Annotated in this window: 11 protein-coding genes; all 11 read right to left on the bottom strand. The window is 52.9% G+C overall.

What is annotated here, in order from left to right:
* Positions 1-416: glycosyltransferase family 2 protein (locus VGS11_03900; GenBank protein HEV2119242.1), on the bottom strand; the 416-nt coding region annotated here is incomplete at its 3' end.
* A 49-nt stretch (positions 417-465) separates the two neighbouring features.
* The gene (locus VGS11_03895) at positions 466-1,728 is read right to left on the bottom strand and encodes a hypothetical protein (GenBank protein HEV2119241.1); all 1,263 of its coding nucleotides are present in this window, start codon (positions 1,726-1,728) and stop codon (positions 466-468) included.
* Positions 1,729-1,765: 37 nt separating this feature from the next.
* The gene (locus tag VGS11_03890) at positions 1,766-2,953 is read right to left on the bottom strand and encodes a glycosyltransferase family 4 protein (protein ID HEV2119240.1); all 1,188 of its coding nucleotides are present in this window, start codon (positions 2,951-2,953) and stop codon (positions 1,766-1,768) included.
* Positions 2,950-4,140: an alkaline phosphatase family protein gene (locus tag VGS11_03885; protein HEV2119239.1), complete on the bottom strand. Its 1,191-nt coding sequence runs from the start codon at positions 4,138-4,140 to the stop codon at positions 2,950-2,952. Before VGS11_03885 ends, VGS11_03890 begins: the two co-directional genes overlap by 4 nt.
* 114 nt (positions 4,141-4,254) lie before the next feature.
* Positions 4,255-5,181: an XrtA system polysaccharide deacetylase gene (locus VGS11_03880; protein ID HEV2119238.1), complete on the bottom strand. Its 927-nt coding sequence runs from the start codon at positions 5,179-5,181 to the stop codon at positions 4,255-4,257.
* 117 nt (positions 5,182-5,298) lie between these two features.
* Positions 5,299-6,465: a glycosyltransferase gene (locus tag VGS11_03875; GenBank protein HEV2119237.1), complete on the bottom strand. Its 1,167-nt coding sequence runs from the start codon at positions 6,463-6,465 to the stop codon at positions 5,299-5,301.
* The gene (locus tag VGS11_03870) at positions 6,462-7,856 is read right to left on the bottom strand and encodes a sugar transferase (protein HEV2119236.1); all 1,395 of its coding nucleotides are present in this window, start codon (positions 7,854-7,856) and stop codon (positions 6,462-6,464) included. Before VGS11_03870 ends, VGS11_03875 begins: the two co-directional genes overlap by 4 nt.
* Positions 7,853-8,734, bottom strand: a complete 882-nt coding sequence (locus tag VGS11_03865; GenBank protein HEV2119235.1) for a CpsD/CapB family tyrosine-protein kinase — start codon at positions 8,732-8,734, stop codon at positions 7,853-7,855. Before VGS11_03865 ends, VGS11_03870 begins: the two co-directional genes overlap by 4 nt.
* Positions 8,731-9,696, bottom strand: coding sequence for an AAA family ATPase (locus VGS11_03860; GenBank protein ID HEV2119234.1), 966 nt, complete (start codon positions 9,694-9,696; stop codon positions 8,731-8,733). The genes VGS11_03865 and VGS11_03860 overlap by 4 nt, the downstream gene beginning before the upstream one ends.
* Before the next feature lie 5 nt (positions 9,697-9,701).
* On the bottom strand, positions 9,702-11,315 hold the full coding sequence (locus VGS11_03855) for a Wzz/FepE/Etk N-terminal domain-containing protein (protein HEV2119233.1): 1,614 nt from the start codon (positions 11,313-11,315) through the stop codon (positions 9,702-9,704).
* A gap of 5 nt (positions 11,316-11,320) precedes the next feature.
* On the bottom strand, positions 11,321-12,038 hold a 718-nt coding region (locus tag VGS11_03850; protein ID HEV2119232.1), incomplete at its 5' end, for a hypothetical protein.

The following is a 12,038-nucleotide window of genomic DNA, read 5'->3' as shown; positions in this document are numbered from 1 at the left end:
GGATGGCACCACTCGCGCAGGCGAAGTTTTCCTGTGTCTGGATCACAGATCTGAAATGCAAGGACATGAATGTGAGGGTGCGTCTCCCACACATTCATCATTTTTGTCAGCTCGAATGGGGATAAGTAGCTGGCATCATCCTCCAAAAAAACAATAAACTCGCCGCGGGCCGCCCGAATTCCAGCATTTCGCCCGCCACAAGGACCGAGATTCTCTGGCAGTTCAACAAGCCGAACTCCGGTTCCGCGTTTCCTCACTACCTCCTCGATGTCATCTTCTGAATGGTTATCGACTAGAATGACTTCTCGATCCTTGTAATCCTGGCCAAGAACAGAATTCAAGGTCTCTTCGATTGTGTCTCGACGCTTGTAATACACAATGACTACGCTGATCTTCGGAAGACAGTCGGTCACCATTACATGACTCCAAGCGAGTGGTGTGCAGCAACGGCTTTGAAGAAAGTGTTCATGCGCGAGTATCCGCCAGATATTTCCAATAGTTCGCGGCAATCTGGCGCGCCAGGAGTCTCCAAACTTCCTCCCTTGATCCAGATTTCATTTTGCACATCGGCAAGATTGAAGCCAGCTGAAGATAGTCCAAACCGAGTTTCGATCCATCCGCCGTAGGAGCAACCAAATCTGGCAAATTGAAAGCCATTTCCATGCCAGCACGATAGATCCAATAACGCGGAGTCGCACGCAAACCTAACTTCGACCACCTACGCCAATTGTGCCAGCTTTTAAACCCTCCACTGCGCTTCAACACGGATGCCCACCCACGAAGCTTCTGCCACCGGGTCAACTGCTTGGACAGCCTGCTGCACAGTTCCGCATCGGAAAAATTACCCGTGGTCTTAATCATACGCATCACTTCCCATCGCCACAATTGGCGCAAATAGCTTATCGCCTCATGCCAGAGTTCCAAACGAAGGTCGCAGTTAGATTCATCACCAGAAAGCTTCCATGCAGTGCATTCTGCAATCCTATTCGCAAACTTCCTCAATGGAAAAGGAGCCTCATTGCCATCTTCCCCTGCCAATGACTCTAAGCGCTTTGCTCGCTCTCGATAGGTCGGCTCATATTTCCCAACAAATACCAAATAGGATGTCGCCATATCGAGAAAGAGCTTAACAGTCGCGTAGTGCAGATTCTGCGTCATCTGGGCAATCGATTTCGAAAGATCATCCACAAAACTCAGCTGTTCAATCATCCGGTTGCAAAGCATTCGCCAGGCATCTTCGCGCGAAATATCCGTGATCGCAAATTGTGGAATCAGCTGCAATATCGTTGGATCGCCTGAAACAACTCTCCCATTAGCACGCAATTCGTAAGAAAAAATATAAGGAGGCAGGTTCTTCAAGTAGGAACCAGTCACAACCCCTAGATCGATTGCAACGACGATTCCCTGGCTGCGCAATTTGTCTGCGCTCGCGCGCTTGACAACATCCATGGAGGTCTTATCTGCGACTGTAGGCGTTCGTCGAAGAATTACAAGTAACTCTGCGTCGCCAAGGACTTTCCATCCATTTTCAGAATGCACAATTGTTGCTTCACCTCGTGCCGCGCTGCCGGTCAACACTAGCGACAGAATGCGGTCACCGAAAACCGCATTGCATTCTGCCTTGACGACGTCGCAGATGTCCCGAATCACGGCATCACTTTGCATCATGATTCCACTGTCGGTCTCGCAATGAGATGACAGCACGCTTCCTCCAAAGCCATACTCCATTACCTATCGGTTCGATCGAAATCCGAATAATTCCGCTCTAGATCTGCTCGGTTCGGACAGTCCTCTCGCGCGATAATTCTGCGTTCGAGCTGATGTGGCGCTGCCATTCGGAAAGGTACATACTTGAAGTTTCTTCGATCTGGCGCTGGATTGTAAATCGCTTTAGAACCCAATCTCGTCCGGCCAGAGCGAGTCTGCTCCGTAACTCCGGGTCGCGTATAAGGCGGCCGATCGCGGCAGCCGTGGCATGCGGGTTTCCAGGAGGAACCAAAAGCCCTGTTCGGCCATCGATGACGACCTCAGGAGTGCCATCCACGGCGGTTGCCACAAGGGGAACTCCGGCCGCAAGAGTTTCAACCGCTGTGAGCGGAAGACCCTCATAAAATGAGGGCAGAACCCCGATGTCCGCAGCAGCCAGCCAATCGGCGACATTTGATTGGAAACCGACGAAACGTACGATGCTTTCCAAGTTCAGCTCCTGGGCGATCTTAGTCAGTTCTTCCTTGAGAGCGCCAGTACCGAGACAAATCAACCGTATCTTGGGAATCTCTCCGCGCAGCAGCGATAGTGCCTGGAGAAGAACCTTATGACCTTTTTGAGGTTCCAAGCGCGCCATCACAAGAAGCACGAGGTCATCCTTTGAAAAGCCGAGGCTCTCCCGGATTCCTTCCGGGCGGGCTCTTGAAGGATCGACGCGTTCCATCGAACAACCATTCTGTATGACTGAAACTTTCCTTGCAGGTATCCGCTTCTGCTCGATCAGGTACCTTGCATTTGCCTCAGAAACTGCAATGTAATGATCAATCAGATGGCCGACAGCGCGATCCACGATGAACTTTGATTTGAGCCAACCTTTTCGCCATGTCTCCCGAACATGTGTGGTCTCGATGATGACTGGAACGCGGCAGAGTCTGCCAATGGGAGAAGCAAAAAGACTCGCTCGGAACATGTGACAATGGAGGATGTCGATCTTTTGATGCCGGAGAGTCCGCGCCAGACGAATCTCACCGCGAATATCGGAAAGGTGGTCGAGCAGGATCGGCGAGACGTGGACGTCTTTTGGGATATCGTTTCCGTATTGCTCCAGAAGCACCTTCGGGCAAGCCAAATGAAGTCGAAACTGACGTCGATCTAGCCCGCGCAGTAATTCGAGAATGTGCTCCTCGACACCGGCGCGGACCGTGGTGTTGCAAAACATCAAGATCGAAATGGGAGTTTGGCTCATACTGCCCCGGGCTGAACCGAGCCCCACATCCACTGGTGCACGTCCTGGACGGATCGGATGGGGTTTTCAGGCTCTCGACTGCTCAAGAAAACTCCATCGGAGTAGGGATCGTCCGGGTGGTAACCGTGCATTCCAATTGGCTTCCAGCCGGCGCCATTGAAGTCGCTGCGGGAGAAAAGCCATCCGGGATGCAGTAGAAAAACCACCTCGCCAAACCTTCGGTCCCCGAAAAAAATTCCGAATTTTTTCAGCTCAGTGTCCGAGAGCACATGGCCGCACGGAATCTTCCCTAAGACATCGAGGATCTCTCTCCGCGCAGACTCATTGAAAAACCAGAAGCGTGCCATCGTCGAGTCAAATACCGCCAAATAATCCCTAGGCATGTTTAAGCTTGAGCCTTCAAAATGCTTGAGCAGATCGTACTTCTCGCTGACACGGGTCATTCCATGATCTGAACTCACTGCAAATTTTGCGTCGGCGTTCGCATGCCGGGCGGTTTCAAAGATCTTCCGGAGGCCTTTGTCGTACCAGCGGAGGCGCTCTTCGATCTTGTCCGGCGCATCGCAATTCATGTGGAGGAACATGTCCATCTCGCTCAGATACAGAAAGTAGAACGATGCCGCTTGGCTTCTTATGTCTTTTTCTGCATCCCGTAGAATCTCAGCGTCCGTGGAATGGTGATATGTGTAGGTGCGAAAAGGCACGCCTTCTTCGTGAAGCTGGTCGAAGATGGATGGAGCCCCTGCGATGCCTCCACGCTCATAGATATTGCGCCGTTCGACCCAGTTGAAATAAGGCAAGAGGCGCGGTGACACACAACATTCAAACAACGGACCAAGTCCAAGCAAACGCCTGCCGGTTTCCTTTAGGAGTTTTTTTGTAACCCTTTGTTCGAGCAGCCAATCGGGAAGATAGAGGAAATGCCGGAACCACCGAAAAGGCGACCCTTCCGGATCGTAGTAAAAAAGATTCCAATGCCCGTTTACTGCCGGTGGAACCCCCGTCAGCATGGCGGGAATGGCTCCGGAGCTGAATCCAAGTACGGTCTTCAATGGCTGCCGATGCGGTAATAGGTCAGTGAGAAAGTCGCGTCCCTCGACGTAACGCCATCCTAGGGCATCGATCAATACAAATACACTCAGTTGCTTCCGCCGACCGGTCTTCTCGTCCTGGAGTACGGTTTGCATAGCCGCCAGCACACATAAGACTCAGCGCAATTCGCCATCGCGTAGGGAGGAACCGTTCTTAGCCTAGCCCTTCCTGCGAATAGGGCGCTCAAATTCTCAACCTAACTCCTGGTCTTACATCTCCCGACTCGAAGCCATCGCGGGCGCCACATCTGAAGCCGGAGCGATTTTCAGCAGCCCTTCCACAAAGGCCTCGCGCGTGGCAATCCCTTGCATTCCCTCACGGATCATCTGCTCGAAACTCGTAAGCGGAAACTCATCCAGCAGTCTTCTAATCTTCGGCAATGTGGACTTCAGGTTGACATACGACTTAAACTGACGTTTCCAGTTCATGGGAAGCCGGGGATGATCGGCATCTATTTCGCGCGGGTGCACGTAAAAGATGACTGGGCGAGAATCTCTTAACACCCTTCTTGCCATCCTGCGGATGATTGGATAGGGAAAAAGTCGAAGATAACCGCCGCCGAAGAAGCACACTGGTGTTCCCAGCACGTCAACCACGCTGACAGGGAACTCCACGATCTTTCCGGAAAGCCGCTGAACCCAATAGGGACCCAAATGAGCTCCTTTGATCCCGCCATGGCCCCTTGAAGCAGGGAAAACTGACGAATCGTAAACGTATCCAGCCTCGATGAGCTTGTCGAAAAACCATTCCGTGCCTCTCGTGACAGAGAACCCAGCAGCGCGGTATCCCCACAGACGCCTGCCAGAAATATCCTCCAGAATCTCCCGAGATTGCATGGCGTCCTGATAGAAAGCCTCCGGGGTCATCTGATAGACGAGCTGGTGTGCGTAGCCGTGCGAGGCGATCTCGTGTCCACGCTTTACTGCCTCTTTGACAAGATGTGGAAAGCGCTTGCCAATCCACCCCAAGAAGAAGCATGTCACTCGGGCCTGATGTTCTTCGAAAAGATCCAGCAGCCGCAGGAAATTCTGTTCGACGCGGGAAGGAAGAGTTTCCCATTCCTTCACATCTGGAGTAGTCTCCAAATCCAAAATGTGGAACCAATCTTCAACATCCACAGAGAAGACACACTTCATGGCGACAATCTTCCTTGGAGGCTGGTGAGAGCTCTGGAGTGAAGTCGCGCGCAGGATGCCGCGAACGGATCCAGGTGGTGCTTCTCCTGTGGCGCAACATGGCCGGGACTCGCCGCCTCAAGCATTTTCTTGCCCGCGTGACGACATTGCAACTTCCCATATGGCGAATCGACGCCCACACCATGCTTGGAAGATTCCAACGATTGCGGCTGTACTCACCAGAACAAAATAGAAGGGCATAGAAAAAATCGCGCGCGCATTGTGCCCCTTGGAATTGAGCCACATTCCGATCATGGCCAGGCCATAAAAAACGAGCTGCAGAATCAGCAGCATCTTAAAAACGGGCGACGCTGAGAGTGTTGCACTCGTCACAAACATGCATACCAATGGAACCGCAGTCAGCCAGCGCAAGATCTTGTGCGAGAAGAATTGCCAGGCGCGAAGGCCCCGCAAGCAGTGGCGAAGCCTCCAAAATCCCAAGACGCCTTGGCCGCAAACGCGCCGCCTGCGATTGAATTCTTCCCAGGCGGAGCGAGTTGCTTTTTCGATTGAGCGCGCATTGGAATCGAAAAGCAGCGCATAACCCTGGCTACCAATCCAGAGCGGGAGTTCAAGGTCGTTGGCCAAATCCGGCTCGAGTTTATGGAAGAGAGCGCGGCGAATTATGAACAGAGATCCGTCACAAACGAGTACTGATCCCATCCGACTCTCAAGGCGGCTAATGTGCGACTCGTAATCCAGTGTCGCCCTAGTCCCAGAGACAACGGTGAGGGTTTGCTCCTCGGTTTGCGTTTGCTCAACTCCTGTCACTGCTCCCACTCGCGCGTCGGCGAAATAGCGGACCATGCTTTGCAGGCAGTCTTTTCCAATGTGAGAATTTGCGTCCGAGAAGAGGAGGAGATCGCCCATGGCGATCTGAACGAGCCGGTTCAAAGCCTCGTTCTTGCCCACGCGATTTTCGATTCGGATATGTTTCAAACGCGAATCTTTGATGCTCCGCAGAATTTCATCTGTCCTGTCCTCGGAGGCGTCCGATGCAATGAGCAATTCCAACCGGTCAGATGGATAGTTCCAGGAAAGGGTCTCGTTGACTTTCCAGAGAATGTCCTTTTCCTCGTTTCGGGCGGAAATCAAAACAGACACGCGCGGAAAGTAGTCTTCCCGTGACTCGGGCACAAATTTGCGCCAAAACCCAGCGACCCAAAGAAATAAGGGATAGCCAGCGTACACGTAAGCCAGCCACACGAAACCTAGCCAAAAGAGGGCATTGGCCAAGATCGTCATCGTGATCCCTTGCCCAGGAGGAGAATTTTGACGGTCTTGAACAGGATCAGGAGATCCAAGCCGATGGAAATGTTCTTGATATAAAAAAGGTCGTAGGCAAGCTTTTCCGTGTTGTCCTCAATGGTTGCGCAATAGCCGCGATTGACCTGAGCCCACCCGGTCGCACCTGGTTTCACCGCCCATCGCTGGCGGTAAAAAGGGATCTTCTCGAGGCACTCCTGTTCTTGATTCGGCACGAACGGCCGTGGACCAACGAAGTACATATCCCCGCGAAGGATGTTGAACAGTTGCGGCAGTTCATCAACGCGCGCACGACGGAGCCAGCGGCCAACACGCGTGAACCGCTTGTCGGTAATCTCCGCGGGGCGATGATTGTCATCCCTATCTGCTCCCTCCACCATGGTCCTGAACTTGAAGAGTGTAAAAGGCTTGCCTCCCTCTCCTATGCGTTCTTGCCTGAAAACTGCCGGACCTCGTGAGTCAATGCGTATTGCGATTGCGACCAGCAGCATGAGCGGCGAGAGCAAGATCAGGAAAACGAGAGAAATCAAGAACGAGAAGACTCGCTTGTAGATCATCAGGGGCCGCGAGACCTGAAACCCAGGGGAAAACAGCAACCAGCTCAACCGGAGGGATTCGATCGGAACCTTACCTGTAATGGCTTCGTACGCCTCTGCGCCATCCTGAATGCGTAGTCCCTTGCTCTTCAAACGCAAGAGCGCCTCAACCGGCAATCGCCCACGCCGATCCGCCATGGCGACTATCATGCGGTCTGCCCGAAATGTTTCCACCTGCCGTGTTAGTTGCTCGAATTGCTCGGGCTCCATGAGACTTGCGTGATGCCCGTTAACATGATCAAGATGGCGAAGCTGGCCAGCGATGCGCATGCCTAATTCCGGTCGTGACTCGATCTCGGCAATTAAAGGTTGTGCAAGCGGCCCGTCACCCAGGATGAGCGCGCGTTCCGCAAATCTAGGCAGCGTATTTACAGCGAGGAAGAGCCGGCGCCATCCGAACAACATCAACGTCACCATGGCCAATCCGATCAAAAAAATCCCACGGCCAAGCTGCAGAGTTGGGATAGCGTAGTAGAGAACTGCCAAGAGGATGCAAACGGTTCCTAGCACCTGCACCAGTCGGGTCACCACTTCGCGCCGATTGCTCAAGACAATGGTGTCGTACAGGTCAAAATAATACATGCACATGATGAACACGACTGACACCACGAGAATCTTTAAGAATCCCTGCTCGTAGTTCAGCATCAAGCTTGCTTCGCTTGTGCCGAGTCGGGCGATCGTGGCTGCCATGAATGCAATAGTTACAAGGAAAGCTTCCGAGATACCCAGGAAGAGCGTTCGTGCTGGGAAATACGCGTTGAGAAAGCGAATCAAGCACTAGCCTCCGAAGCTTTCTCTTTGGAATGCCCATTGCTCGACGGCTTGGTCGCAGCATAGTGTTGATCGTAGTAATTCACTCGGTCGAACTCGGATGCGGTGTTGAGCACAACGCCGACGAGTTTTGCGTTATCCAGACTCTCCAGGCCTTTCTTAAGGGTCTTGACTGGCGCAACCCCCTCGCGAACCACCAGCAAATTGCCGTCAACGAGTCGACTCCATATATTGGCGTCCGCCATTGGCAAAAGAGGCGTGGAATCCACAACGATCCAATCAAACCAACCCGACACTTGTGCGAATTGCTCTGCGATTCGGCCTGACTGCAGAATCTCTGCCGGCTGGTCACTTCTTCCTCCAGCCGCAAGAAGCCACAATGGCAGATCATCAATTCTCTTGATGTAATTGCTAAGAGGTGCATTCGCGTCGGACCACCATTGGCGAATTCCATTCATTTGGTTTATCCCCAGAAGAGCGAGCAACGACGGTTTGTGAAGGTCTCCCTCCACCAATAACACGCGGCTCTGTGTGTGTCGCGCAAGTGTGACCGCCAGATTTGCCGCGATGATCGTCTTACCCTCTTCTGGGACGCCGCTGGTGACCTGCACTGATTTCAATTCGCGTTGCGCTCGCAAGTTACCCAGGCGAGTGACAAGTACGCGAAACTTCTCCGCAGCCAGACTTTGCGGATCGGTTAACGCCACGAGATGACTATCGGGAGAAACTCGCGTTCGTTGAATTTGAGCCCTTTCCAATTCGAGAGGCCCGCTTCCCAAGTCAAGGAGCGTCTCGGCCGGCCGGTTGCTCAGGATGGGGGTCAAGCCCCTCTTTTCATTTTCCGTCTCCGACTTGCGCAAGGCCTCGTATAAGCGGCTCATTCTGCTTTCACTCCCGACTCGAATTTAGTTTCCTCAAACTGCTTTTCGGATGGAGCGTCCAGCTCTTCAATCATTCGGAAAAGCGTCTTCAATGCCTTCTTCCGGGACTCTGTGTCTGCCAATTGAGGAACTGCCGCATCCGAAGCCACATTTAGACGAAAATCAGTGGCTACCTCCTGAATGATTTCTGGTGTGACCTGATTGGACTGTCTCGCGTAACCGGAAACCAACGCATTCTCACACAAGGTGTTGATTAGGCGCGGAATGCCCTTCGAAAATCGGTGAACAGACTCGATTGCCCCATCGGCGAATATTGTCGCCCCGTGCGAGTTAGCCCCCGCCAATTCCAACCGGCGATGGATATAGCCACGCAACTCGTCTAGGCTGAGCGGTTCCAACCGGCACCGTAAGCCGACCCGCTGTTTCAACTGACGAAGATGAGGTGAGTCAAGCTTTTGATCGAGTTCCGGTTGGCCAACGAGGACAATTTGGAGTAGCTTCTGCTGCGACGTCTCCAGGTTCGTGAGTAGCCGAATTTCCTCGAGGAGTTCCCAGCTCAAGAGCTGTGCTTCATCTACGATGAGCGCCGCAGTTGTGCCGCGGCGGAAGCGAGCGATCAAGTAATTGTTCAAATGCGCCAACATTTCGCTCTTGGTCTTACCTGTCATAGGAAGGCGCAAATCCGTCAGCAGATACCGCAAGAAATCGAGAACGGAGAGCCGCGGATTGAAGACATACGCAAAGGCAATCTGATTGCGGTTGAGGGCTTCGAGCAGGCACCGCACGAGCAACGTTTTGCCGGTTCCGACCTCTCCCGTCACCACGACGAATCCCTTCCGCCGCTGAACTCCGTAGTTCAAATTCGCCAGAGCTTCGTTGTGCCGCGGCGTAGGATAGAAGAAATACGGATCCGGGCTGATTTCGAATGGGTTCCTGGTTAGCCCGTAAAATTTCCTGTACATTGCACTCAACCCTTGATGAACGATATGATGTTTCCTGCTACAACTCCCAGAGTTAGCAGCACCATGGCTGCACTTTCTGCCAGCCTCAGCCATTTCTGACGCTTCACTTCTGCCGAAGTGTTCATGCGAGGAATTCCAACTAAAACTCGCGCGGATACAATGTCCTCAAGATCTTTCTCCTGGCGAACGCGAACATCTGTGACTTCTTTCAGAAGAGTCAGAGCGATGCCCAGGAATACGCCGGCTGCCAGTCCGCCGAGGCTGATTAAAATACGGTTTGGTGAGAACGGCGCCACGGGCGCATCCGGCGGGTCAATCAGTTGGAAATGCTGCCCTTGTTGTTGTTGTTGGAGGTCAGTGGCAAGCTGTGACTCGTTTAGCCGCTTGAGCAGTGCGGAATAGTTCGCTTCGGATTCCACATAGCCCCGGGAAATTTCCTCGAATTCCTGCTCGCGAACGGGAGTCAGATTTAAACGGGCCTCATAGTCCTTAATTCGCGCTTGGAGAGCATCAACCTGTTTTTGGTAGTCTTGGATTTGCAGTTGGTTTGCTTTGAGCTGGCTCTGCGTCTGCATCATCGATTGAGAAAGTTGCGGATCTGCAGCTTCAGTCGTTGAGGCAGCACTCTTGTCTACGTCGGGTTTTGGCGGCGCGCTGGCGTCGGCTACCATTTGATCCCGCAACTTCTTTGTCTTCTCGATCCGATCCTTCAAGGCGACAACGTCCGGATAATTGTCCGTGTAATGCGACCGGGCATCCGCGAGCTGCAATTCGAGTTGCTTGATTTCATTGTCAAGCACGGCGGGAGTGGTTGCCGGAGAACCATTGTCGGAAACAGTCGCAGTCGTGCGGAACTGGTCGAGCAAAGATTGAAGGTACAACTTCTGCTGCTGTGCCCGATCGAGTGCCTGCTGGAGGCTTTGAAGCTGCCCTTCCATACCGGAAAGAATCTGGACATTGCTCTGCATTTGGCTGGGAAGCTGTCCGAGATACTTCTCTTTGAATGAGCTGACCTTCTCTTCTTGTTCTTGAAGTTTCTTCCGAGCGTCGGCAAGCTGTTGTCCCAGAAACGTTGTCGTACTCTGAGATAGCTGTTGTTGAGACCGAAGGTTTTCATCGATGAAAAGGGATGTCAATTCGCCATCCACCACTTGCGCGATGCGAGCTGTGGGCGCCTTGTAGAGGATTTGAAAAGCAGTCAGGTCACCCTGTCTTCCGCCTGACTGCGTCGGCGTTACCAAGGGATCGATTTCAATGTCCTTGCGCATCTCCTCCACAGGGTCAACCGGTCCAAGCCAACTCGTACTCTTTTGGTAGAGGTGGTAACGATCGATGATTGTCTGCAGCCGGGGCCGGCTCAGGATCTGTTGCTCCATGCTGGCGAGCTGTTCTTGGAGCGACATTGTCACGTTGGGCATGACGTATTGCTCGGGCACATTGGGCTGGACTACTAAAATGGTCGCTTTCGATTCGTAAGCCGTCGGCAAGACCCAACTGACGCCCCAGACAACCAGCCAGCACAAAAATGCGGGGAGCAAGAGCCACCACCGACGCCTCCCGAACATCTTAACCAACTGCTCAATGTTGATATTCGACTGGCCCTGAACGTCTTCGATCATTCGCCCTACCTCCCGAACGGCCGCGAGAAATGAATATCAAGCGAAATACCGCCACTATCGTGATTCCCAAAACTCTGACCGAAATTGCTCGCAGACTGGTTCCTGCGCTGATAAAAAAACTGCACGGAAACACTTCGTCCAAGCGCACGTTTGAGACTTGCACCGCCGCCATAGTTCAGCAATTGTGGAGTTGCTGAACTCGACGCTGAAATCAGAGTGCTCACCGCGCCCGTCCCATTCATGTCCATATCCCAATTCTTCGTAAGCCGCTCGACCAATTCCAATCGACCGCTGGTCGCGGAGACCGCTCCTAGCAGGCCTCCGCCTTCTGAAATTCCGCGGGAAAACTCACCACTCAATGCAGTGCGCACTCCTTGAAAACTGAAGATCGCACCACCGGCTCCAGACCAAGAATTTTTCTTCAGCGGTATCTGGATGATGATGCCTCCCAAGGAAAAAACAACCTGGTTGCTCGTGAGGGAATAATCCGGGCCTCCAAAAAGCGTCAGGCTGGATCGAGAAGAGAACGTGATCGTGTCCAGAATTGAGAAGGTGTGAGTGAACGTTCGCGCATTTTGCTGGGGGAATTCCAGTGCCTGGCCCTGGTACTGTAGGCCAATCGTATTCTTCGGCGACATCTGATGGGTAAAAAACGCATTGCCCGAGGCAATCCGCGATTGAATTAGGTTTGTCGTGGGCTGGCCCTGCCGATTATTCTCGAAC

This window comes from Candidatus Bathyarchaeia archaeon, assembly GCA_035935655.1.
GTDB lineage: Archaea > Thermoproteota > Bathyarchaeia > 40CM-2-53-6 > 40CM-2-53-6 > 40CM-2-53-6.
This window is presented reverse-complemented; position numbering and strand designations above follow the sequence as displayed.

What these genes read in the sequence shown, in the direction of transcription:
- VGS11_03885 (HEV2119239.1), bottom strand. Translation starts at nt 4,140, where the DNA reads ATGCAAACCGTACTCCAGGACGAGAAGACCGGTCGGCGGAAGCAACTG.
- VGS11_03875 (HEV2119237.1), bottom strand. Translation starts at nt 6,465, where the DNA reads ATGACGATCTTGGCCAATGCCCTCTTTTGGCTAGGTTTCGTGTGGCTG.
- VGS11_03880 (HEV2119238.1), bottom strand. Translation starts at nt 5,181, where the DNA reads ATGAAGTGTGTCTTCTCTGTGGATGTTGAAGATTGGTTCCACATTTTG.
- VGS11_03855 (HEV2119233.1), bottom strand. Translation starts at nt 11,315, where the DNA reads ATGATCGAAGACGTTCAGGGCCAGTCGAATATCAACATTGAGCAGTTG.
- VGS11_03865 (HEV2119235.1), bottom strand. Translation starts at nt 8,734, where the DNA reads ATGAGCCGCTTATACGAGGCCTTGCGCAAGTCGGAGACGGAAAATGAA.
- VGS11_03890 (HEV2119240.1), bottom strand. Translation starts at nt 2,953, where the DNA reads ATGAGCCAAACTCCCATTTCGATCTTGATGTTTTGCAACACCACGGTC.
- VGS11_03895 (HEV2119241.1), bottom strand. Translation starts at nt 1,728, where the DNA reads ATGGAGTATGGCTTTGGAGGAAGCGTGCTGTCATCTCATTGCGAGACC.
- VGS11_03860 (HEV2119234.1), bottom strand. Translation starts at nt 9,696, where the DNA reads ATGTACAGGAAATTTTACGGGCTAACCAGGAACCCATTCGAAATCAGC.